The sequence below is a fragment of the Sporosarcina ureilytica genome (assembly GCF_001753205.1).
In the GTDB taxonomy this organism is placed as follows: domain Bacteria; phylum Bacillota; class Bacilli; order Bacillales_A; family Planococcaceae; genus Sporosarcina; species Sporosarcina ureilytica.
In genome coordinates this window covers 2,383,752-2,408,598 of record NZ_CP017560.1, presented here as the reverse complement: position 1 = coordinate 2,408,598, position 24,847 = coordinate 2,383,752, and the positions used below count along the sequence as shown (strand labels likewise).

21 protein-coding genes and 1 pseudogene are annotated in these 24,847 nt (G+C 38.4%); 14 read left to right on the top strand and 8 right to left on the bottom strand.

Translation table 11 applies throughout. The features are described 5' to 3' along the window. Positions 1-128: 128 nt before the first annotated feature. Together BI350_RS11960 and BI350_RS11955 are read right to left on the bottom strand one after the other, a co-directional pair. A complete protein-coding gene (locus tag BI350_RS11960) occupies positions 129-425 on the bottom strand; it encodes a DUF2653 family protein (protein WP_075528327.1) in 297 nt (98 codons plus the stop codon). Continuing rightward, positions 413-850: a hypothetical protein gene (locus BI350_RS11955; protein WP_075528326.1), complete on the bottom strand. Its 438-nt coding sequence runs from the start codon at positions 848-850 to the stop codon at positions 413-415. The genes BI350_RS11960 and BI350_RS11955 overlap by 13 nt, the downstream gene beginning before the upstream one ends. Before the next feature lie 259 nt (positions 851-1,109). On the opposite strand from BI350_RS11955, the gene BI350_RS11950 reads away from it, so the two are divergent. Next, entirely contained in the window at positions 1,110-2,945 is a 1,836-nt protein-coding gene (locus tag BI350_RS11950) for a choline/carnitine O-acyltransferase (RefSeq protein WP_082295063.1), read from the top strand. A 181-nt stretch (positions 2,946-3,126) separates the two neighbouring features. Here the strand turns inward: BI350_RS11950 and BI350_RS11945 are convergent, their stop codons facing one another. Beyond that, positions 3,127-3,804: a TetR family transcriptional regulator gene (locus BI350_RS11945; RefSeq protein ID WP_075528324.1), complete on the bottom strand. Its 678-nt coding sequence runs from the start codon at positions 3,802-3,804 to the stop codon at positions 3,127-3,129. A gap of 283 nt (positions 3,805-4,087) precedes the next feature. Here BI350_RS11945 and BI350_RS11940 point away from each other — a divergent pair, with 283 nt between their 5' ends. Continuing rightward, on the top strand, positions 4,088-5,593 hold the full coding sequence (locus tag BI350_RS11940; protein ID WP_075528323.1) for a BCCT family transporter: 1,506 nt from the start codon (positions 4,088-4,090) through the stop codon (positions 5,591-5,593). Positions 5,594-5,684: 91 nt separating this feature from the next. Next, entirely contained in the window at positions 5,685-7,733 is a 2,049-nt protein-coding gene (locus tag BI350_RS11935; protein WP_075528322.1) for a CocE/NonD family hydrolase, read from the top strand. Between the two features lie 141 nt (positions 7,734-7,874). On the opposite strand, the gene BI350_RS11930 is transcribed toward BI350_RS11935, so the two are convergent. From BI350_RS11930 to nhaC, 3 genes are read right to left on the bottom strand one after another with little or no spacing between them, the layout of a single operon-like run. Continuing rightward, entirely contained in the window at positions 7,875-8,249 is a 375-nt protein-coding gene (locus BI350_RS11930) for a VOC family protein (RefSeq protein WP_075528321.1), read from the bottom strand. Between the two features lie 54 nt (positions 8,250-8,303). Then, entirely contained in the window at positions 8,304-9,170 is an 867-nt protein-coding gene (locus BI350_RS11925) for an MBL fold metallo-hydrolase (protein ID WP_075528320.1), read from the bottom strand. Then, a complete protein-coding gene (gene nhaC, locus BI350_RS11920) occupies positions 9,167-10,600 on the bottom strand; it encodes a Na+/H+ antiporter NhaC (RefSeq protein ID WP_245698257.1) in 1,434 nt (477 codons plus the stop codon). The genes BI350_RS11925 and nhaC overlap by 4 nt, the downstream gene beginning before the upstream one ends. 209 nt (positions 10,601-10,809) lie before the next feature. On the opposite strand from nhaC, the gene BI350_RS11915 reads away from it, so the two are divergent. The 4 genes from BI350_RS11915 to BI350_RS11900 all read left to right on the top strand — a co-directional run bounded on the left by BI350_RS11915 (position 10,810) and on the right by BI350_RS11900 (position 16,333). Further along, on the top strand, positions 10,810-12,408 hold the full coding sequence (locus tag BI350_RS11915) for an SNIPE associated domain-containing protein (protein WP_211117158.1): 1,599 nt from the start codon (positions 10,810-10,812) through the stop codon (positions 12,406-12,408). A 279-nt stretch (positions 12,409-12,687) separates the two neighbouring features. Continuing rightward, a complete protein-coding gene (locus tag BI350_RS11910) occupies positions 12,688-13,632 on the top strand; it encodes an alpha/beta hydrolase (RefSeq protein ID WP_075528319.1) in 945 nt (314 codons plus the stop codon). Between the two features lie 428 nt (positions 13,633-14,060). Beyond that, positions 14,061-15,257 (top strand): M14 family zinc carboxypeptidase, encoded by a 1,197-nt coding sequence (locus BI350_RS11905; RefSeq protein ID WP_245698256.1) that lies wholly within the window; start codon positions 14,061-14,063, stop codon positions 15,255-15,257. A gap of 47 nt (positions 15,258-15,304) precedes the next feature. Beyond that, positions 15,305-16,333 carry a M14 family zinc carboxypeptidase gene (locus tag BI350_RS11900; RefSeq protein ID WP_075528318.1) on the top strand — a complete coding sequence of 343 codons (1,029 nt, stop codon included), beginning with the start codon at positions 15,305-15,307 and terminating at the stop codon, positions 16,331-16,333. Positions 16,334-16,407: 74 nt separating this feature from the next. Here BI350_RS11900 and BI350_RS16735 read toward each other — a convergent pair whose 3' ends face one another. Beyond that, positions 16,408-16,545, bottom strand: coding sequence for a YfhE family protein (locus tag BI350_RS16735; protein ID WP_082295062.1), 138 nt, complete (start codon positions 16,543-16,545; stop codon positions 16,408-16,410). Positions 16,546-17,009: 464 nt separating this feature from the next. On the opposite strand from BI350_RS16735, the gene BI350_RS11895 reads away from it, so the two are divergent. The 7 genes and pseudogenes from BI350_RS11895 to BI350_RS11865 all read left to right on the top strand — a co-directional run bounded on the left by BI350_RS11895 (position 17,010) and on the right by BI350_RS11865 (position 23,362). Further along, the gene (locus BI350_RS11895; protein WP_075529360.1) at positions 17,010-17,600 is read left to right on the top strand and encodes a YdeI/OmpD-associated family protein; all 591 of its coding nucleotides are present in this window, start codon (positions 17,010-17,012) and stop codon (positions 17,598-17,600) included. A gap of 24 nt (positions 17,601-17,624) precedes the next feature. Continuing rightward, positions 17,625-17,912 (top strand): annotated as a pseudogene (gene ssuB, locus BI350_RS11890) (aliphatic sulfonate ABC transporter ATP-binding protein); the annotation flags it as partial. Between the two features lie 193 nt (positions 17,913-18,105). Then, a complete protein-coding gene (locus tag BI350_RS11885) occupies positions 18,106-19,080 on the top strand; it encodes a LacI family DNA-binding transcriptional regulator (protein ID WP_075528316.1) in 975 nt (324 codons plus the stop codon). A 17-nt stretch (positions 19,081-19,097) separates the two neighbouring features. Then, complete coding sequence (gene rbsK / locus BI350_RS11880; protein WP_075528315.1) at positions 19,098-19,994, top strand: ribokinase; 897 nt, start codon at positions 19,098-19,100, stop codon at positions 19,992-19,994. A gap of 43 nt (positions 19,995-20,037) precedes the next feature. Next, complete coding sequence (locus BI350_RS11875) at positions 20,038-21,273, top strand: NupC/NupG family nucleoside CNT transporter (protein ID WP_075528314.1); 1,236 nt, start codon at positions 20,038-20,040, stop codon at positions 21,271-21,273. A 62-nt stretch (positions 21,274-21,335) separates the two neighbouring features. Beyond that, complete coding sequence (locus BI350_RS11870) at positions 21,336-22,268, top strand: nucleoside hydrolase (protein WP_075528313.1); 933 nt, start codon at positions 21,336-21,338, stop codon at positions 22,266-22,268. Positions 22,269-22,483: 215 nt separating this feature from the next. Continuing rightward, positions 22,484-23,362, top strand: a complete 879-nt coding sequence (locus BI350_RS11865; protein ID WP_075528312.1) for a DMT family transporter — start codon at positions 22,484-22,486, stop codon at positions 23,360-23,362. A 254-nt stretch (positions 23,363-23,616) separates the two neighbouring features. Here BI350_RS11865 and BI350_RS11860 read toward each other — a convergent pair whose 3' ends face one another. Next, entirely contained in the window at positions 23,617-24,813 is a 1,197-nt protein-coding gene (locus tag BI350_RS11860; protein ID WP_075528311.1) for a NupC/NupG family nucleoside CNT transporter, read from the bottom strand. Positions 24,814-24,847: the final 34 nt, after the last annotated feature.

Below are 24,847 nucleotides of genomic sequence, written 5' to 3'. Positions count from 1 at the left end.
AACTCCCCCTTACGTCTGGATTATACATCATATTTAAATAGAGTTCGAACTTTTATAGATATTCAATCATACAAAAAAGAGACTTCCAACAGTCTAGAAATTGACTGCTTGAAAGCCTCTAAAATAGATTATCGTACGGTTGCATAAATCCCGTCGTTCTCATTAAAATGAAGTTGAATACCTGCTGAAATCCCGTCTAAATCAGTGTATAGGTCAATCCATAAGCGAAGGGCCGCAATCATTTTAGAAGTAGGAATCAATTCCGTTTCACTTTGGATACACGTTTCTGCTGTAAAAGCCATTTCCGCTTCATCATCATAAATGAGTTCGACTTCAACTTCGTCAGGCTCAATCTCTTTTTCATGGGACATGAAAAGACAGATTGAATTGATAATATCTTGTTCAGAAATAATTAACGGTTCCATGGTCTAGCGTCCTCTTCTTTCTTCCTTGCAGATAATAAATTGAATACTTTTTTAATCAGTACAACTAAGATAATGATTGCAAAAGCGTTGATTAAAAAGCCGAGAACTGAGCCTAACATGCCCATATTAGCAAACAAACTTCCAAATAATAAACCAGCTAATCCACCGACGAGTAAACCTTTCATTAAGCCGCCACCAGTGGATGGTTTTTTATTGTTTTGGACCGTATTGTTCTTGTTGTCATTCTCTTTTTGCTTTTGGATATTGGACTGATTTGGTTGTTGCTTTTGCTTATCGATATTAAAGTTTTTCTTCCCTGATTTATAGCGTTTGGCTTCAGCAACGGGAGAGTCGTTGAAAATGAAATTTCCAATAGGCGAGAACAGTAGCGTAATCGCTAGAAAAGCTGCGAATAGTTTTTTCAATTTTTCTTCCTCCATACTTTTCAAAAATATTTTCTTACTGTAGTAGTGTACTTTATTTGGGCCTCAGGTGAAAGTATTTTCCCTCATCATACATAGAGGGCTGTCAAAATGGATAATTACTCGGATATGCGATATAATATTGAACGTAAAGAAGGGTCCCGGAGTGAACGATTACTAAAATATACACACACGTATAATGAACACCCGAGAATTTGCCTGTTAGACGTACGCCAAATAAAATCATGAAATTACTTCATATATGGACGTGGCAATCGCTAAGATGATGCCATGCCATATTTTATTTTTGTTCAATTTGAAAGGAGTCATTATTATAAAAAAGATATTTGATCATCAACATAAATTACAATCATTCCCAGTTCCCCCGTTAACGAGTACACACCCGAAGCTCCTTGAATGGATTGAACCTCTAGTAGATAAGCAGCAGTTTATCACTACAACGAAGGCGGTCAATCATTTTTTTGACGAACATGGTGATGCTGTCAAACTGCAAAAGAAATTGATTAAATTGAAGGAGAATACGGAAGGAAGTTGGTTAACTCCTTTTTGGGATGATAGCTATTTGAAATATCGTGGTTCATTGCCAACTGGGATGCATTTTAATATTTTGGTCAATCGCCCTAAATTAAAAATAGCGCCAACGATTGCAGAGCTTGCAGGGAAAGCAAGCTTTTTAGTCGCGGAATATTATCATAAAATTATCGATGGAGAAGTTGAACCTGTCATGTTAAAAGGGGTTCCATTAGATATGGGGCAATATAGAAAGTTCTTTCGTTCTGTCCGCATTCCCCAAAATAACCGAGATACATTTACGGTTGCCGATTTCGATAAAAGAAATAATTTTGTCATTCTCATATATAAAAACAATATGTACCAAGTAGCTGTGACGAATGAAAATGGGGACATCTATCAAAGTAAACGAATTGCTGAAGCGATCGATATCATTTTTCAAACAGAACAACAGGAAGGATTAAATGTAGGACTCTTTACAACCGCGGAAAGGGATGAAGCGGCGCAAATTTATCATGATTTGAAGGTATCTAAAATCAATGCCGATAACCTTCAATTAATAGCAGATTCACTCATCGTGATTTCGATAGATGAAGATAGCAATAACTCGGATGAAGCCATCGAAAATCTAATGTTAAATAGTCGAAATAAATATTTCGATAAAACAATCCAACTCGTTATTACAAAAAAAGGAAGAATTGGCTATAGTATCGAACATACTGCAGTCGATGGGACAACGATATTTGCTGTTATAAGCTATGTGAATGAAGGATTTGCAAAGAGAAATGAAGAAACACTATATACGAGCGAACAGCCAACGACAAGAAAGTTATCATGGGACATTTCAGCAGAGATTGAGGCATCTATATTCAAGTTAGCTGAAATGAGTCAAAAAAGAAAAAGTGAATTTCACGTCAAATCGACGACATTTGATGAATTTGGCTCAGATGAAATAAAAAGCATGAATCTAAGTCCAGATGCATTCTTCCATATGGCATTACAAATTGCACAGTATCGCACATTCGGTACATTGAAAAGTGTGTATGAGCCTGTTTCTATTCGCCATTATAAAGAAGGTAGAACAGAATGTGCGCGAGCGACAAGCATGGAGAAGTGGGCATTGGTACAAGCAGTAGAAGAAAATCAGCCAAAGGAAGAAGTGAATGTGTTAATGGAAGCGGCTAGCGCTGCGCATTCACATAGAATACACCAATGTCGAACTGGTTTTGGAGTAGAGAGGCATATGTTCGGGTTAGAGCAAGTGTACATACAGTACGGGGAAAGTTTAGGGATAAAAAAGTTACCCGCGATTTTTAAAGATGAAGGCTATCAAACATTAAGGGAAGATTTTATTTCTACAAGTGGAATGGCTTATGATAATGTGAGATCACGAATTTTTGGACCTGTCGTAAAGGGCGGATTTGGCATTGCTTATATATTATTAGATTCCTCTATCTCGATTAATATATCTTGCCGTACAGCCGAGAAAGAACAAGCGACGGAGCTTAAAAACCATATGTTAGACGCATTAAAGGAATTAAGAAATTTGCGCGTAAGTAAGGATTAAATCAAAAAACAAAACGCCTTTTGATGGGGAACGGGGGAGAAGTATTTGACCTCGTTTGACAGTCAAGAGGTGTTTTTTTATGTAGGTGCTTCTTTTGAATAATAAGCTGTGCTATCAAAGAGTAAATAGTGAAAAAGTAGAGGAGGAATGTTGAGATTCTTTCTCTACTCTTTATGTACAATTAAATTCTGGGTGGAAGTGCTTTTGTTGTAAGTGCGCTGTGAACAGTTTTTTCAATATAATGCATTGTTCTGCTGGCAGCAACTTGACTGTCGTATTCTATTCGGTTGTTTAACATATTTGACAACATCCCTTGCCAAATCAGAATCGTCATTTCATTAATTTCTTCCACATCTTCTCGTTTGATATGACCTTCTTCTGCAGCATTGTCCAACAAGGATAACCCACGCTTTGTTATATTACGTTCAAATAAAATAGATTTTAATTCTGGCGGAACATTAATTAATTCGGCAGGATAGATAGAATAATATTCTTCAATCAGTTTATGGGGGTGATTGCCCAAGTCTCGAATAAAGACGGCGTGAAACAATTCTGGTTTTTCGAATGAATGTTTGCACATGCACTCCCAAGCAAGCATGTATTTTTCGTAGGAGTTTTGGCCTCGAGCCATATATGTAGTCACATCATCTACGTAGGACTTTAACATTTTCAGCGACGCGAAAAAAACTAAATGAGAAAGTTCTTTAAAGTAATTGTAGATGGTGGCACTATTGTATCCTGCGCGGTCTGCAACTTTACGGATTGTGACTTGATGAATGCCTTCTGTTTCAATGATTTCCTTAGTCGCTTCGATAAAATACTTCCACATACGACTTTTCTGGATAGCTCTATTTGTCATTTTTATTCCTCCTTATATCCAATGGCTTGTTTGAATCGTAATTATTCTCTTTATCATTTTAACAAATTCCAAGTGGGCGTAGGTATGGTAGGCTTTTTTTTATTAAATAACCCTCCATTCTTATTATAAATTTAGAAAATTGAAGGTTGTTCCTATATTTATTCTATGGTAAAGTAACCGTATACAAAAATGTAATCATGATTACATTCTTGACTTTATCACATGTAACGATATTGGGGAAAGTTTGGAATTCAAACATTTTTGTGGAATTAGGGGGGGTAAAATGAAAAAAGGACGAATTGATCCGTTTGTATTTTGGGCTTCACTTGTCGTGATATTGGTCGCAACGGTATTACTCGTCATGAACCGTAATGTGGCGGAGCCGTATTTGGATGAGTTGATGACATCGATTACATACAAAATGGATTGGGCATTCCAATTTTTAACGTTTGGCTTGTTTATCATCTTATTGTGGTTAGTCTTTAGCCGATTTGGAAAAATAAAGCTAGGAGAAGGGGCACCAGAATTCTCTTCATTTAGCTGGGGAGCGATGCTCTTTACAGCTGGTATGGGTACGAGTATTATGTTTTGGTCGATGATGGAGCCAATTTACTACTATATGGGTCCACCATTTGGCATAAAAGAGAAATCAGTAGAAGCAGCTGAATGGGCGGTAACATACGGATTATTCCACTGGGGGCTATCAGCGTGGGCATTGTATGCATTTCCGACTGTTGTCATTGCTTACTCGTATTATGTACGAAAAAGACCATCATTAAAAATGAGTGTTGCGCTGAGCGGGGCACTTGGTAAATATGCAGATGGATGGCTTGCAAAGGTAATCGACGTTTTAGTCATTTGGAGCTTAGTAGGGGGCCTTGGGACTTCTTTAGGATTAGGCGTTCCAATGATGTCCGCTGTCATTGGCGACATCTTTAATATCCCTGAATCACTCGGACTAAATGTCGTTATCATCATTATTATTACAATCATTTATTCAGCGAGTGCATTTTTAGGTTTACAAAAAGGAATTGCAAAACTCGCAGATATTAATATTTATCTTGCATTGGCGCTTGCCGCTTTTGTTTTCTTAGTAGGTCCAACAATCTTCTTGCTTTCTTACTTTTCAAACAGCTTCGGTTTAATGCTACAAAACTTTGCATTTATGAGCTTCTACACAGACCCGATTCAGGGAGGCGGATTTCCACAAGGTTGGACAGTGTTTTACTGGGCTTGGTTTGCTGCAACTGCTCCGTTTATGGGACTGTTCGTTGCACGAATTTCTAAAGGGAGAACGATTCGCGAGCTAATTACACATATTTTATTATGGGGTTCTGTTGGCGGTTGGCTGTACTTTGCGGTGTTCGGCGGGTATTCTATGAACTTAGAGTTGAACAAAATTGTCCCTGTCGGAGATATTTTAAATGAACACGGTGGACCCGCTGCTGTTGTAGCAATTTTAAAATCACTACCGATTAGCTTTATTGTGTTACCTTTCTTCGTTGTACTCGGTATTATTTTCTTGTCAACATCGTTAGACTCAGCGACGTATATATTAGCCGCAATTGCAACGAAAGAGTTAAAAGAAGGCGATGACCCAGCTAGATGGCATCGAATGATATGGGGAGCAATGTTAGCGGTTATTTCCATTTCATTGTTGTTAATTGGCGGACTCCGTGTGATTCAAACATCAGCAGTGATTGTGTCTGTACCGATTTTTATTATTTACTTGTTGCTCATCGTTTCTTTATTTAGATGGTTGAAGCAAGACTTTCCATCTGAAAGGTGACAGTCACCGAAACATTCATGAATTTCATGTTAATTGCAATTAACGTGTTTGTTTGAGTGACTGGCACCAATAATTTTTTGGAGGGATTTACATGGTTTTCAACGTTAGAGAATCAAACAGGTCGATTAAAACGAAATTTCCGAGAGAAATTCGAGAAATTGAACATGTTTGGATTCCGATGTCAGATGGAACAAAATTAGCAGCGAAAATTTGGCTGCCAGTTGATGCGGAGGAAAATCCAGTTCCAGCGATTTTGGAATATTTACCGTATCGGAAAAATGATTTCACGGCGCTACGTGATTCTATCCGACATCCATACTTTGCAGGGCACGGCTACGCAAGTATCCGTGTAGATATGCGTGGATGTGGTGATTCCGATGGGATTTTATATGATGAATATTTAAAGCAAGAACAAGATGATGGACTAGAAGTGCTCACTTGGATATCGAAACAACCTTGGTTTACAGGCGGCATCGGTATGATTGGAAAGTCATGGGGCGGTTTTAATGGCCTTCAAATTGCGGCTAGACGTCATCCGGATTTAAAAGCGATCATTACACTTTGTTCGACAGATGACCGTTATGCTGATGATGTTCATTACAAAGGTGGGGCGATGCTTGCTTCTGATATGTTATGGTGGGCATCAACAATGCTTGCGTATAATGCTCGTCCTGCTGATCCAGAAGTAGTGGGTGAGTCCTGGCGTTCGAATTGGTTGGAACGTTTGGAGAAAACACCACCATTTGTTGAAGAGTGGATGCGTCATCAAAGACGAGACGAATACTGGAAACATGGGTCTGTGTGTGAAAACTATGCGGATATCGATATTCCCGTCTATGCAGTTGGCGGTTGGGCTGACGGGTATACGAACGCAATTCCAAGACTTTTAGAAGGATTAAAAGGACCGAAGAAAGGTTTAATCGGCCCTTGGGCACACGAATATCCTGAAGTGGCTGTACCTGGTCCACAAATCGGATTTTTGCAAGAGTGTTTACGTTGGTGGGATCAGTGGTTAAAAGGCGAAGAAACAGGCATTATGGATGAGCCAATGTTACGTGCTTGGGTTCAAGATAGCGTTCCGCCTGAAACAGATTATGCAATGCGTCCAGGACATTGGGTTGCAGAAAACGAATGGCCGCCGAAAAATGCCGAAGAAAAAATGTATTATTTAAGTGGAGAGCAGTTAAGTGATGCTGTTACTTCTGAAAAAGAAGTCATCGTATCAAGTGTACAAGAACACGGCTTATACGCAGGTGTGTTTTGCCCGTTTGGACAACCAGGAGATTTATCATCCGATCAGCGTATTGAAAATGGTCTTTCCACTGTTTTCACATCCGAACCACTTGAAGAACCGATGGAAATTTTAGGGTTCCCGGAATTTGACGTGGAATTAACATCCGACCAGATGAATGCTTTATTAACAGCGCGACTTTGCGATGTTGCGCCAGATGGTTCATCTACGCGGGTAACATGGGGCATGCTCAATTTAACGCATCGAAATAGCCATGAACATCCGGAGCATCTTGTACCAGGTGAAAAATATACAGTAACACTTCGTTTAAATGCAGTGGGTCATACGTTACCGAAAGATCACCGCTGGCAACTGGCAATTTCACCAACATATTGGCCGCACGCATGGCCTTCGCCAAAACCAGTAACATTAACTGTATTGACGAATGAAAATACAAGACTTCGCTTACCAATTCGATCTGCAAAACCTGTGGATAATGAATTAAAACCATTTGAACATCCTGAAACTGCGGAAGTAATGGAACGAGAAATATTACGTGAGGCGAATCGAACACGCGAAGTTCGACATAACACAATTACCGATGAATGGGTATTAGACGATTTTTCAGACGAAGGTGCACGTCGACTTGTTCAAAATGGCATAGAATATGGCAGTACCAACCGTAATATTTATACGATTAAATCAGGAGATCCGTTATCTGCAAAAGTACAATGTGACTGGACATTAACAGTTGGTCGTGGAAAGTGGCAAACAAGCCTAGAAACGACAAGTACGATGACAGCAGATGAAGATACATTTTACTTGATGAATCATCTTACGGCCTACGAAGGCGATAAAGAAGTATTTACGAAAACGTGGAAAACTGAAGTACCGAGAGACTTTATTTAAAATCATAAAAGCCTGTGCGATAGGAAATGGATGTGGTCATCTGTTTGTCGCACAGGCTTTTTTATTAATAAAGCATTGAAGCATGATAGAACGTCTATTAGGTGTTTATCCATGGGAGCAAATGATTTTAGAATCATTTGCTTAATCTGTTATCGGTGGGTCAACTGGCTCCCACAATTCAATTTTATTTCCTTCAAGATCAAGAATATGTGCAAACTTCCCATAGCTTACCTCTGTCAATTCCCCGATGATTTCAACGTCCTTCGCTCGAATTTCTTCAAGGAAAGAGGGGAGATCATTTACTCGGAAGTTAATCATAAACTCTTTATCTGAAGGGCTGAAATATGTTGTGTTTTTCGGGAATGGCGCCCAAACTGAACTACCTTTCGGGTCATTCCATGAAAAGGTTCGTCCATATTGTTCCGTAGCCAATCCAAGCTTTTCAGCATACCATTCCCGTAGTTTTTCCGGGTCATTGCACTTGAAAAACACGCCACCTAATCCGGTTATCCCCATAATTTTTCTCTCCTCTTGATTTTACTCGCATTTGTATCCTATTTTAGAATTTTGTTATAAAATAAATTCCATCATCTCGTCAGCAATATGAAATCCAGCTTCTTCTATTTGATTCCGTACTTGTCGATCCGAATCGAGCGCCGGATTTGAGTGGTTGAAATGGGTGAAATAGATTTCAGTTTGTAAAACCAAATCTTGTAATCGATCCATCGTTTCTGTCATGAGTGGATGTGGAATTTCACCGTAACTACGACCGATTTTTTCTAAGTCTTCTACGGAATGAAATGTGCTGTCGAGTAAGCAAATATCTGCTTCTTTACATGCGTCATAGATATCTTGATTCCACTCATGCCACTGGTCGATATCGGGAATGTACAGAACTTTTTTATTCGGTCCTTTAATCCAAAAGCCAAAAGTTTCTGTGAATTCATTCCGGTGTGGTACTTCAACGGGCGTGATAGAAACATTTGGCGAAATCGGCACATCTTGCCCATCTTCAATTTGTTCCAACTTAATATTTTCAAGTGTTGTCAACAAGCTCCATGGCGCATGTTCTTCCAAAAGTTTTTTCATTTTACTACCGGCGAATACAGGCACACCTTTTGCACCGATTGCTTCACGGCCTAAAAATAAAAGCCCCGGATAATGTCCTAAATGTGCGTGCGTAAGGAAAATGCTCTCCATCAGCTGACCTTGCAAATTGTATTGAATTTGTACGTTTGCCATTTGTTCTTTCAAATCTGGTGTCGCATCGATTAAATGCCAAGCATTCTCTTCTGGTAACACAATGGCAAGTGAGGCTGCATGTCTCCGATACTGTGGATTTTCCATCGCTTCTGAACAATTTTTACAGAAGCAATTTGGATGAGGGAGTCCCGCATCTTGCGCAGTTCCTAAAACAGTTAAAATCACCTTGCTCACTGAGAAATGACTCCTTTCTGCATCGCAGTACTAGGTTGATACTTTTTCTTTGTAATTGTCCACCCTGTGTAACCAAATAGAATATTGATGAGTGGGACTAGGAATGCAAAAAATGTATATGGAATAAATTCGTTAAAACCGACACCGAGGATCCCTGCCGCGAAAACGACCGGTACACTCCATGGTACGAGGTTAATCCCAACTGTCCCAGCTGCTTCAACGCAGCGAGAAAGATTTTTCGTATCGATATTCATTGATTTGTATTTATTAACAAAGGTTCTAGCGGGTAAAATAATTGCCAAAAACTGTGCGCCGCTTGCAAATGCAATTACAAATGTCGAGAAAATAGTAGAACTAATGAGCGATCCAGTTGTTTGTACTTTTGCCATCATCTTTCTTGTAAGTACTTCGAATGAACCTGTTTCTTCCAAAATACCCCCGAGAGCAGTCGCGATGACTAGTAGACCGATTGTTCCAAGCATAGAAGTAAGTCCGCCATGATTCAACAAGGAATCAACTGCTTCAATTCCAGATTCAATAGAAAAACCGCTTTGCATCATTTGAACGACTGAAGAAACGGATGTGCCTTGCACCAAAACTGCAAGGACAGCACCTAACAGACCTACTCCCATTAATGCAGGAATTGCTGGTGTTTTAAGAAGCATAAGAATAATTGTTAATAACGGCATTAGTAAAAGGAGCGGATGAATGGTAAATACGTCATGCAAGCCTTGTTTGATTAGATGAATGCTGTCTGCATCGATTATATAGCTAGTTAAAAAACGAGCCCCAACAATCCAATATAAGAAAATTGATAGAAGGAAGGCGGGCAGTGTGTCCCAAAGCATATGTTTGATATGACTAAATAGATCCGTCTCCGCCATTGCAGGTGCAATATTTGTCGTATCGGATAATGGCGAAAGTTTATCCCCAAAATAAGCGCCTGAAATAATAGCCCCTGCAACTAGTCCCGGGGGAAATCCAAGGCCCTCGCCAATGACCATAAATGCAATTCCAATCGTTGCAATTGAAGTAAACGAGCTACCTAGTGTAATAGAGACAATTCCTGTAACGAGTGCAACAATCGGTACGAACATCGCAGGGGATATAATATTAAGACCATAGTAAATCATTGTTGGAATTACTCCGCTGCCAATCCAAGTTCCGACGATGATCCCGATAACAAGTAAAATGAAAATCGCGGGAAGTGCCCGAGCGACCCCATTCACCAACATATTTTGAACTTCCTCCCAAGTCCATCCGCAAACGATAGATACAACCGATGCAGCAATCACGCCGATAATTAGCGGAATATGCATGCCTGCTTTCCAATAAAATATGGATAATGCAGCGGCAATAATTAAAGAAATAATTGGAATGACTGCTAATATAAATGACAATTCTCTTTTCATTGCACCCGTACGAGGCATCTTTTGGTTCTACCTAAAAACCTCGTACTTCCCCCCTTTTTTCGAAGTGTTGTATTTTTTGTATTATATTAGATTATCATGCAATTCGAATAAGTACAATAAAGGGTATTGAAGAATGGTGCTATTTCTTTCAATATTATTGAGTTACGGAAAAATATTAAAGGATAATATTCAATGTGTTTTCATAAATAGTATTAAGGAGTGAAAAAGTGCTGAATCCAAAGTTAGAATTACCATGGTATTTACAGACTTGGTTTATTGTTTTAAATGCATGCTTATTTATTTTTATTGTCCCACTAGTTCTAGCTATTTTATTTGCTGTTTTACAAGCAAAGCGCTTAAAGGAATACGAAGAAAGCATGTTTAGACAGGCATCATTGATGGAGGAGTATATCAATCGGAATAAAGAGCTTGCTAACTCTCTGGGAGATTTAAAAGACAAAGGGTTTGATGAAGTAATCGATTTGAACATATTTATCCAGGAGAAGAAAATTGAACTAGCGGAATTAGAAGAGAAATATAAGTTAGAAAGTGCTCAAGAAATTCAAAAGAACGAAAAGTTAATTGAAGAAAGAAAAGCTGAGCTTGTAAAATTGGAAAAGGATTTTCAGATGCAAAAGGAGAAGGCAGAACAAGAATATAACAATTTGATTAAATCACAGGTTAAGAAAAAAGAGAAGTTAGAAAAAAGTGTTCAGTCACTTACTTCCGATATTGAAAAGTTAAAAGCTGAAATTGTTTATTTGGAAGAAGAGGTACTAATGCAATCTTTTGGGTTCTATGATCCCAAATATGATTTAGAAAACTCTGCTTCCTATAAAGTTAGGCTTGATGAGATTAGAAGCAAACAAAAGCAAATGGTAAAAGATAAGACTGCAACAAACTTCTACGACGGTTGGACTGTGAATGGTAATAAAGCTGAAGGAAGAAAAATGACCAATAATAACATCAGAATGACTTTACGCTCTTTTAACAATGAGTGTGATGTAGCAATCTCAAAGGTTAAATTTAACAATATTGAAGCAATCGACAAACGAATAATTAAAGCATATGAAGCTTTGAACAAAATGAATTTGCAAAACAAAATAACGATATCCTCCAAATATTTAAACTTAAAATTAGAGGAGCTTTATTTGGCTTACGAATATGCAAAAAAAGTAGAAAAAGAAAAAGAAGAACAACGACAAATTAGAGAGCAAATGAGAGAGGAGGAAAAAGCTAGAAGAGAAATTGAAAAACTTAAAGCTAAAGTTGAGAAAGAGGAGAAACATTTTATTCAAGCTTTGGAAAAATTGGAATTACAGAAAGAAGATGCAAATGAAACTAAAATGAACGAGCTGGAATTAAAAATAATTGAACTTAAAGATAAATTGAGCGAAGTACAAAGACAAAAAGAAGATGTATTAAATAGAGAGAAAAATACTAGGGCCGGCTATGTTTATGTAATTTCCAATATCGGTTCATTTGGAGAAGATATTTATAAAATCGGCATGACACGCAGGTTAGAGCCAATGGATCGGGTTCGGGAGTTAGGAGACGCATCGGTGCCATTTAAGTTTGATGTCCATGCAATGATTTTTAGTGAAAATGCTCCAACGTTAGAAAGCATATTGCATAATACATTTGATGAAAAGCGCTTAAACTTAATTAATACTCGGAAGGAATACTTTGCTGTTACATTAGAAGAAATACAAAAAGTAGTAGAGGAAAACCATGATAAAACGATTGAATTTACAATGACTGCAGTTGCCGAGGAGTATAGAGAAACTAAAGCTTTAAGGAAAAGACTTGAAAATCAGATAGCTTAATAGCTTTTATCGAACTAACTGAGGAATTAATTGAAATTGTTCGACTCTTTCACATCCGGCGAAAATTCAAGTTTTTGTACGTTGGATTCAAATCCATTTAACTTACTGATTGGTTTTCGCGCCTCATCTAGGTTGTAATGTACTTTTTTATTGGATCACATCAATTGGTATGTAGATCTTCTTATACGAAAAATATTTATTTCCGCATAATCAATAAGTTTTAGATAACCCATTTTCCATTTTGCAAGCATTGCAAAAGTATATATAGGAGGAGTATAAATGACGTTACATCCACAGGCTAAAATGTTTTTAGAGCAACTGGCTGCAGTAAGTAAAGGGGCTCCAGCAATCGATCAGTTAACTGCTGAACAATATCGTAGGATCTCTGCCCAAATGTTTTCGCAAACAGGTGGTCCTCCAGAGGAAGTTGCACATGTAGAAAATGTTATGGTTCCGGTAGATGGCGGTGAAATTAACGTTCGTATTTATACTCCGGAAGGCGAAGGACCGTTTCCGATTTTTGTTTACATTCACGGAGGAGGATGGGTTATTGGTGACTTGGATCTAGTGGATAGTACAGTGAGAGCGTTGACGAATGCATCTGAGTCTATTGTCGTTTCTGTTGGATACCGACGTGCACCTGAATTTAAGTTTCCAACTGCTCCAGAGGATTGTTATGCTGCACTGAAGTGGGTAGCTGAAAATATTTCTAGGTACAATGGCAATCCAAACTTTATTGCAATAGGCGGGGATAGCGCAGGAGGGAATCTTTCTGCAGCTGTTACACTAATGGCAAAAGATCGGGGCGGTCCATCTATTGCTTATCAAGTATTAATTTATCCAGCTACCAACTTCGCTTGGAATACGTTATCTATGGAAGAAAATGGTGAAGGTTATCTATTGGATAAAGCTACAATTGATTGGTTTACCAATCATTACCTAAGTGAAGAAGATAAAACTTCACCCTATGCATCGCCTATACTAGCAAAAGATTTAAGTGGGTTGCCGCCGGCTTTAATCATCACAGCACAATATGATCCTCTTAGAGATGATGGCGTCCTATATGCTGACCGATTAAGGGAGGCTGGGGTTGACGTTGAACTATCAAACTACGAAGGAATGATCCACGCTTTCTTTTGGATGGCAGGCGTAATGGATGCGGGAAGAGAAGCAATTGAACAAGTAGGGAAAGCCATTCAGAAGAATTACACATCTAAAAAGTGAAAATAGAAATAAAAAATAACCCATCCTTGAGTTGAGTGCTCTGATGGGTTATTTCTCTTTGGGTTAACCTCTTTGAAGGGACCTTCTATTGGATTGCCATCTGTATCGTGAATCACAGTTTTAAAATTCTATCGACTCCTTAAAATAACTTTCTGATATTCCTCGTAGGGATGAGAACTGTCGATATAGTTATAGGTAATGTATTTCGCTGACCGTATACTTCGACCCACGAAAAATAGAGTCATCCATACAAAGGATGCATTCGTTTGTCATAATTTGACATGATAAACTACTACCTATGAACTGAATATTCAAAAGATATTTACTGTTCGGATTTGCTTTGCTATGCTGTTGAGGAATTGATTACTTGTCTTTTTAAAAGTTATGGACAAGTAGTAAATCGACAAAAATCAAATAGGAGTGGATGAATGATTATGAGAAAACTTGGAAGTACGATTGGTATTTTAGCGCTTAGCGCGAGTCTTGCTTTGCCCGTATATGCGGCGGAAAGTCCAGGTCAGGAAACACATCACCATGAGTATTCGATTTCAGGGTTCACGAATTACAGTGAACTACAACATCAACTCCAACAGATTGAGCAGTCCAGCAAGGGAATTGTCGACGTGGAAGTGGTTGGTAAGTCCAATCAAGGTCGGGATATTTATAAAGCGACGGTTGGGACCGGTGATAAAGTGATTCTGATTCAAAGTGAAATCCACGGGAATGAAAAGACCGGAACTGTTGCAATCCTTAATATGTTGAAAAACCTTTCTAATAACTCAAAGCAAGCGAGAGAAATTCGCGAGGAAGTAACGTTGGTCTTCATGCCGATGATGAATCCGGATGCTTCTGAAGGCGATAAAAGAAGAAATAGTATGACGTGGAATGAAGTGCTAGTGGACTTCCCTCAACTTGAAGGGGCATCACCAGCTTGGAACTACCTAGATCGTGGCATAAGCCAAAGCTTTGATTACGGTAAGAATCCAGGTTTTGATGTAAACCGTGACTTTAATCCAGACCTCAATTATGTACCAGAGGCGAAAGACTTTCCAGGTCGTTCAAATGAGCCAGGATGGTTCATCACGCCTGAAGCACAAACGGCAAGGGATGTCTATAAATCATTGCAAGATGCGCATGGCAAAGTAGATGCGTTCATCGATATTCACCATCAAGGAATGTACTATGTTGCGGGTACAGCTGACGAAGTGACACTTTCCTTATCCGCGCAATTTGTACCGGACCCGAATACACCTGCAGGCGCGAAGTACGCCCAATATAAAGACAAATATAATTACGATTTTTCAAGGCAGTTGAACGTTGCTGCTTATAATGAATTGCAGTCTTACGGAAATTCACCATTTACGAACGTCTCACTTTATTCACAAGGGTTAGATCTTCCTGGAACGGCTCTAGGAACCTACGCATTGAATGGTAGTGGAACTGTCCTGTTCGAAGTGAAAGGTCAAACGCAAATGATGGGGCAAAAAGAAAGTGGCCGACTTATTAAAGCCGTTGAACGTGGACTTACGGGGATTATCAGTGCTGTTGCCGACGGCTCTGTAGGAGAATTGAATCCGGAAGATTACGAGAAAATCCCTCGCACATCATCTAGACCGACGAACTGATTAAGACTGAACGACTAGGTAATATAACAATCAAGGAGGAATTATAGATGAAGAAATCGTTACTCGCATTGTCAATGGCAGGAGCCATGATGCTAAGCGTGACTCCAGTAGTAGATGCTGTTGGAAATGGCCCAAATTACGGTGGCAATGAAACAGTAAACACGTCTATTTTGCACACCTATGATGAGCTTTCTGACTTCCTGCAAAAGGAACATGCGAAACAAAAGGATATGGAACTAGAAGTCATTGGTCAAACTGTGAAGGGAAGAGATTTGTACCTCGTCAAATATATGAAAAATCCTGACAATCCGACCATCCTTTTCTTAACACAACAGCACGGTAACGAGCAATTGACAACTGAAGGAGCACTTGAATTCGTTAAACACCTTGGTACTGGTAAAATGAAAGGCGTTACGGATGATGTTAATATTCTGATTGTACCAATGCTAAATGCGGACGGGGCGATGGGAGATGTTGACTTTTCCCTTGATGACTATGTGGCTAGCGGGGATCGCAACTTAACCCGTTATAATGCGCTTGGCATTGACTTAAACAGAGATCATATTACGAAGATTCAACCTGAAACAAAAGCTTTGCACGACAATGTGATGCGGAAGTATAACATTGACTATATGATTGACTTGCATCACCAAGGTACACAGAGTGCGATTGACAACAAATATGTTTCCGGTTCAATTCTTTATCCAACGACGCCAAATGTAGATGAAGACGTGGTATTGAAATCGAAACAGCTTGGTGCAGTCGTGTATGATGCGATTGAAGCAAAAGGCTGGGGGCATTTAGGCAAATATAACGGTGGCTCCGCTGAAACAATTAGTCGAAACGGGATTGCGGTCGAATACGGAATTTCCACACTACTTTTTGAGATGCGGGGTATGTCTGACCATTTCTATGACTCTTATGTATTAGGGCAAAAGAGTAATGGGTATTTAATTAAACAAACAATTACAACACTTGACGCAACGGTACGTGCAATCGCAGATGGTTCCATCGAAACAAAAGACGTATCCTTCTGGGATACACTTCCGTTCCAAACAAATCGTACAACAGAATAAATTAATTAAAATGCCTGCGGGGGAGGGAATCCCTCGACAGGCATTTTATATTTTGGGTTAAGTTAATCGACCCTTTATTTATTTTTATTCTCTCGATTTGCAGTGCGATTGGCTTTTTTAAATTCGTCTTGGTAGGTTACTTCTTGTGTGGAACTTAATCCGTTATCTTTATCGGTCATTGGATTTTTTGGTGCTTTCTTTTCATTCGTCAACAGATTCACCTCTTTGTTTTACATCATATAGGATTTAGCTTTTCCATTTCCATAAAAGTTATTACAGTTTTCATTCAAATTTTAATGTATATAAAAATAGTGGAATATCATTTGCATTCCACAATGAAGTGATTTCTAACAGACGAATTAACAAGGTGTCAACTGCACATATACATTGGTAACATTGGGTTTTCTCTAGGCGAAGATGCTTGAGCAACAGCTAAAGTAACAGACGCCTAACAAACGTTTAACAGACGCTCAACAGACGCTTAACAACTAACAAGAATGTTAAGAATGTAAAAATGAAAGAATATAATCGTCGCAAATGTATCCTTTTTCTTTTGAAGGGTCTATTTAGAGTATGACGGGAGAAGTATCGGAGCAATTCATCGGGCGATTGTGAATGCTCGATGTTAAAATATATGAGAGGTTATTTGCACGATAAAAAGAAAGAAGGTGATACTTTGAAAAATCGTAAAACGAATCCAAAAATTGATGAATATTTAAATAAAACCCAAGAGTGGCAAGAGGAATTTACGGCAATGAGGAGAATTGCACTGGACTGTGGACTTACTGAAGATTTTAAATGGAATCATCCCTGTTATACGTTAAATAATAAAAACATTGTTCTCATTCATGGCTTTAAGGAATATTGTGCATATCTGTTTCACAAAGGCGCTTTATTACAGGATACGCAGGGAATTCTTATCCAACAAACGGAGAATGTCCAGTCAGCGCGGCAAATTCGATTCACGACAATTTCAGAGATTACTGAAAATGAAGCGGTCTTGAAGGATTATATTTATCAAGCGATTGAAGTTGAAAAAGCTGGATTGAAAGTCGAAAAGAAAGCAGAAATCATGATCCCCGAAGAACTTCAAAGTAAATTCGATGATATTCCCGAATTGAAAATTGCTTTTGAAGAATTGACACCAGGAAGGCAAAGAGCGTATACGCTATATTTTTCTCAAGCGAAACAATCCAAAACTCGTACATCTAGAGTTGAAAAATATATCCAGCATATCCTTGATGGAAAAGGTTTAAATGATAAATGAGTTCTAGTGTTACATTTCATTGACGATGAACCGCTTAGTGCGTTGGATGCATTAACACGAATGGAAATGCAAAATTTAATTGAAAAGCTTTGGAAACAACATGGATTTACAGCGCTGCTTGTCACTCATGACGTTCGGGAAGCTGTCAAATTAGCCGATCGTATTATTCTAATTGAAGATGGAATGATTACGCTAAATATAAAAAATAAAGCTGAACGACCACGCGAACTTTCTGATGTATCGCTTGCTTTGCTAGAAAAGAAAATTCTAGACCGGATTATTAACACGTCAAGTGAACTATCAAATCTATAGCATTTCCGATATTAATAGTACAGATTCTGAAAAAGCGTTTAACTTTTCAGACCTGTACTTTTTTTTGTAAAGAGGTATCGAGATTGTGTAACTAATTAAATAATAAATTTTTATAAAAACGAATTGACATGGAGGTATTTATAAATTATATTTAAATGTGTAATCGGTTCCACACTTTTTAGGGGTGATTGTATTGGCAGCAACAATTAGAGACGTAGCAAAAGAGGCAGGGGTTTCTGTTGCGACAGTTTCAAGAGTGTTGAATAAAAATGGTTATGTAAGTGAAGAATCAGAACGAAAGGTATTAAAGGCAATTAAAAAATTAAATTATCGACCGAACTCTGTTGCAAGGGCTCTTTTTCATAAAACGTCTAAGATGATTGGATTAATTGTGCCGGATATTACAAACCCATTTTTCCCGGAGTTAGCTAGGGCCGTTGAAGATGTGTCGATGATTTATGGCTACAAAGTATTGCTTGGGAATTCAGATGGAAATGCTGAAAAGGAACAGACTTATATAGATCTATTCAATCAAAAATATGTTGATGGTGTGATTATGACAGGGCATTCATCGGAAAGAGATATTACTTTAAATTCTGATACACCAGTAGTGGTATTGGACCGTGCAAGTTTTTCGGGATTGCCAACGGTTACATCAAATAACTATGAAGGTGCGCGACAGGCTACAAAATTATTAATCGAAAAAGGGGCAGAAAATATTGCTCACATTCGAGGGCCACGCGAAATTACATCTGCAAATGATCGCTATCGAGGATTTATTGATGAAATAGAAGAAAATAATATGAGCTGTGTTATTGAGGAATCAGCATTTAACCTTGCTGCTGCGGAAGAGGTAGCTCATACATTTTATGATAAATTTCCACATATAGATGGTGTTTTTTGTAGTAACGATACAATTGCAGTAGGATTTCTCAAAGTCGCTTTAAAGAGAGGCATTCAAATTCCTGAAGAATTACAAATTGTTGGGTTTGACGGCGTTGCGTTTGGAAAAATGGTTTATCCTGAATTAACGACTGTTGCTCAACCAATTTATGACTTAGGAGCAGTTGCATCTCGATTATTAATTAAACTTATTGAAAATGAAGAGCCAGAACAGAAAATATATGAATTAGAAACAAAAGTGATTGAAAGAGGTACGACGAGATAGAATTAGGAGTGAATTTTGTGGGAAAGCCTATTATTACAGTTGTTGGAAGTATTAATATGGATCTGGTCGTGACGGCGGCGAAGCGACCAGAAGCAGGTGAAACGCTTCTAGGGGAAAAGTTTTATACAAGCCCGGGAGGTAAAGGTGCAAATCAGGCCGTTGCAGCTGCTCGATTAGGAGCAGAAGTCCATATGATTGGTAGGGTAGGGGACGATGAATTTGGATCTGATCTACTCAAGTTCTTGGAAAAAGAAAATATTTTATTGAACGGTGTGGAACCGGTTACAGGTTCTGCGTCAGGTGTTGCAATGATTACTTTAGCGGAAGGCGACAATAGCATAATCGTTTATCAAGGAGCAAATAAAGAAACGACTCGGGATTATGTTAGAAATTTTGAAAGCCTTATCGCGAAAAGTGATGTGGTCATTACACAATTAGAAATTCCGATTGAATCTGTAGAAGAGACTGCGCGACTGTGTCAAAAACATCAAACGAAATTCATCTTAAATCCTGCACCTGCTGCGGATTTACTAGTCGATTTGCTGATGAAAACAGATTTTATAACACCTAATCATTCAGAACGTGAAACATTATCCAAACAAGTAGATTTGAACAAATTATTGGATAAGCTAATTATCACAGAAGGAAAAGACGGCGTTGTTTATTTTGAAAACGAAGCGCCACGCAGAATATTAAGTCATTCTGTTACAGCTGTCGATACGACAGGGGCAGGGGATACATTTAACGGAGCATTTGCTTATGCAATTGGCATTAAAAAGGATGTTGAAACTGCATGTCATTTTGCGAATGCTGCCGCAGCACTTTCTGTTCAAAAACTAGGTGCGCAAGCAGGTATGCCAACCAAAGAAGAAGTGAACGAATTTCTTCGCAACAATGGAAAAAATAAAAGTTAGAACAATCTAATCTGCTTCAACATTTGAGGAGGAAAGCAAGCGCATGGTAAGTATACTATGGGGATTAATGGGCTGTACGATTATCGTTTTAGCAGCCTTTCTATTATCTGAAAACAAAAAAGCAATTAATATATGGACAGTAAGTATGGGCTTTATCGCTCAAGTTGTGTTAGGATTTTTCGTATTAAAATGGGATATTGGTATGTCCATTATTCAGTGGCTATCTGATGGTGTATCGAAAGTAATGGCCTATGGAGTTGAAGGGTTAAAATTTGTATTTGGCTCCTTAGCAGATAAAGAAGGAGCAGCTGGACCTATATTTGCGATTAATGCATTGGCCATCATGATTTATTTAACCGCGCTTATTGGTTTATTATATCGTTTTGGGATTATGCAAATGTTCGTTCGCGTCGTCGGTGGAAGCCTTTCCAAGGTTATGAAAACAGGTCATATTGAATCGACGAATGCCGCGGCGAATATTTTCTTAGGGATGACACAATCTTTCCTATCGGTCAAGCCGTATATCAGAACGATGTCACGTTCTCAACTCTTTGCCGTTATGGTTGGTGGACTTGCTTCTGTATCAGGGGCGGTATTACTCGGTTTAGCTGCAATGGGAATCCCGATTAATTATCTATTATCAGCGGCAATCATGTCTGCACCTGCAGGCTTAATGTTAGCGAAACTGATTATACCGGAAACCGAAAAACTCGATCCAAACGAGTGGAAAATAACGGACGATAAGGAAAAAGAATCCGGTGAAAAACCAAGTATTATGGAAGTCATTGTAACCGAATCCAAAGATGGCTTGCACTTTGCTGTGAATGCTGCCGTGATTCTAGTTTCGATTATAGGATTAATTGCACTTCTGAACGGTATTTTAGGCGGAGTCGGTTCCCTCGTAGGTTTACCAGGCTTATCTTTTGAAACAATTTTAGGATATGTTTTTGCACCAGTTGCGTTTATTTTAGGAATTCCTTGGTCTGAAGCAATCATGGCCGGGAACTTACTTGGACAAAAAATCATCATTAACGAATTTGTGGCATTTGCTTCGTTTAAAGATATGATTGGACTATTTTCTGAGAAGTCCATTGCAATTTTAACATTTGCCCTGTCCGGGTTTGCAAATCTCGGTTCAATTGGGATCATTCTAGGTGTTATGTTAGGAATCGCACCAAATCGTAAAAAAGAAATTCAAGATATGGCATTTAAAGGGTTAATCGCTGCGACATTGGCCAACCTATTAAATGGTGCAATTGTAGGTATCTTCTTCTTTTAATGATTAACGGAAGTGAAAGTGTAAACAAGTAATATTTTTTAAAAATTAAGGAGAGATTTATAGTGAAAAAGGTTATTTTAGACGTTGATACTGGGATAGATGACGCGTATGCAATCATTTACGCAATTGAGAGCAAGCAACTTGATCTTCTAGGGATTACAGGCGTAAATGGGAATGTCCCAATTGATTATGTCATGAAAAACACGAAGAAAATCTTGAAGTTAATCGGAAATGAAGAGATAAATGTTTACAAAGGCGCAAGTCTTCCGCTTCTAACAGAACCTAATCACGAATTTCGTGTTCATGGTAAAGATGGAATTGGCGATGCACTTGATCATATCACTGTAGATGATGAAGAATCAGATGTTTTTGCACCAGATTTCATGATTGAACAAGCGAAAAAACATAAAGGTGATATCACATTCATCATGGTTGGTCCACTTACAAACTTGGCGTTAGCACTACGTAAAGAGCCAAGATTAGCGGAGTGGGTAAGTGAAGTCGTCATCATGGGTGGGTTAGTTACAAAAGCGGGAATGGGTAACAAACTGCCAAATGCTGAATTCAATATTTTTGCTGATGCGGAAGCTGCTAAAATTGTATTCCATTCGGGGCTACCACTGAAGCTTGTTGGCTTGGATGTTACGCATAAAACATTTTTAACACGCGAACGCATGGAAGAATTAAAAGGAACGAAGTACTATGACTTTATTGTAGAGAGTTCTGAAATATTTAGAGGGTTTAGTAAGGCAAAATATGGGATTGACGGCTGTGCACTTCATGATCCGTTAACAATCGGAGTTGCGATTGATGCTTCTATCGTGCAAACAGAGAAACATTTTGTTGAAGTTGAGACCAAAAGTGAATTAAACTACGGACAAACCATCTGTGACTTCCGTGGTATTTGGAAAAAGGAACCGAACATGGAAGTTTGTTTAGATGTTGAAAATGAGAAATTCGTATCAATGTTTATTGATACATTAAAACAAGCATAAAATCTATTAAACACCAACGAAAATCAATTCGTTGGTGTTTTTTTATATGGATGCATTATTTGGGTGGAAGCTATCAAGGCTATGATAAAATATAACGAGGATCGTACCGGAGCCAAAGATTGTAAAGCCGTAATTTATAGTTCGGGAAACAGAGTAACCACACTGTAAGAAAACGCACGAAGATAAATGAGAGATTTTCGAAGGGGAATGCAATGATGAACAAATGGCTTACTGGATGCTTAGTTGTATTGACGACATCCTTAATGGGATCTGCATTTGCGATTGGAAAGATTGGGCTGATTTACGCTACACCGATTATGTTGGTTGCAATACGATTCCTCATAGCAGGGGGCTTCATGGCAATTATCGTGAAATATTTGAGATTCGCTCATCCAAAAAAGGTTTCAGATTGGCTTAAAATAGCACTGATTGGACTTTTTCAAACAGCGGGTGTCATGGGATGTATCTTTGTCAGTTTACGTACCATCACATCGGGACAATCGTCTATTTTAACATTTATGAATCCCCTCTTGGTTGTTATATTTGGAACACTATTTTTGAAAATGACGTATAGTTGGCGACAATGGATTGGTGTGATAGTAGGTTTTATTGGCGTATTCATTACGCTTAGTACACAGCTGGACTTTCAAATCGGAACGCTTTGGGGTTTTCTTTCAGCCATTTCATGGGCTATCGGAACACTGCTAATCAAAAAGTGGGGCTCTCCTATTAATACGTGGGTTTTAACGGCCTATCAAATGTTGTTTGGTGGTCTCATTCTGTTGATGGGCAGCTTTTTATTAGAAACGCCTTCGTTTCAAATTACCGCCTTATCGATTACCATATTATCATGGCTAGTATTCATGGCTTCCGTTGTACAGTTTTCCGTTTGGTTTTATCTATTACAAACAGGAGACCCCGGTAAGACAAGTGCATTCTTGTTTTTAGCCCCATTTTTCGGTGTTCTTGCGGGCTGGCTATTATTGGATGAAAAGATTGATTGGCATGTAATGTTCGGTGGCGTTTGTATATTTATTGGCATTTTTATGGTAAATTGGACGCCTAATTCCTCACTGAAAATAGGCGAGAATTAGGGTTTTTCTACGCTATTTTAAATCTGCCTGGTGAAAAAGATGACAGAAGTGGTACATCCTTAGCTGCGAAGCAAGTATATTGGGGGAGCTTACGTGCAGGCCGTACCCTTCATTAAGAGAGGCTTTAGAAGTTAACCAAAGAAAATCACCCAGCATGTATAAATGTGGGTGATTTCATTCTAAGTGGACGCCTATTAAGGCTTCTATTTCTTGGTTAAATGAATGTAACTTATTCTCCTAGCTATAACCTAATCTTATAAAACTAAACCAACAACTGCCGCTGATAAGAAACTTACTAGCGTCGCTCCGTATAATAAACGCATACTGAATCCAGCTACAACTTTACTTTGCTCAGGGCATAAGCCTTTTAATGCGCCGATAATCATACCTACTGATCCAAAGTTTGCAAACGATACTAGGAATACTGAGATAATACCAATGGATCTTTCCGAAAAACCTTCCATATCAATAAAGCTTATCATTGCAACAAACTCATTGGAAAGAAGCTTTGTAGCAATTAGGCCACCGAATTGGACAGCCTCGTCCCACTGCACACCAAGTAGGAATGCAAGAGGCGCAAAGAGATAGCCAAGAATCGTTTGGAAATCCACCCCAAAAATAGCCCCGAATATACCATTTAGGAAGGCAATTAATGCAACAAAACCTAATAACATCGCTATGATTGCAAGGATAATATTAAAGCCATCCATCATGTAGTCAGCTAACACTTCAAAAAATCCACGCTCATCTTTTTCCGCCGGATTATTTTGAATGGATAACGCACTGTTATCTTCATCCGGATTATATGGATTAATGATGGAAAGAATAACAAACACACTAAACAAATTTAATACGATGGCGATAATGACATATTTAGGGTCAATCATGTTCATATAAGCCCCAACGATACTTAAATCTACCGTTGAAATTGAACAGGCTGCAATTGAATACATCTGTCTATTATTTAATTTTGGAAGCTTATCTTTGATAGATACAAACACTGCCGTCATACCAATCACGATTGCACTTACCGCACTATATGATTCTAGTCTCCCTAGCCTACTAATTTTGTTAAGTAAATAGCCCATCACCTTAACAAACAGAGGGAGAACCTTTAAATACTGTAAAATCCCAAGTAGTGCACAAATAAATACAATAGGGAGTAAGGCGAGTATTACGAAAGAAGCCAATCCGCTTTCAATTACACCGCCGAATACGAATTCAATTCCAACATTCGCATAACCTAGCAGTTTCTCGAACATTTTCGATATTGCGCCAATGATTGTTACACCAAGGGAGGTATGAAGGAATATATATGCTAGTATGATTTGTATTCCAATAATTTTTGCAATTGTAATTAGTTTCTTTTTAACCATCTTTCGATCGAAACTCACTATATATGCTAATAAAAAGATTGCAATTAAACACAGGATGAAAATAATATATTTCAACTTGATCACCTTATTCTAGTAGAGTACTTGCTAC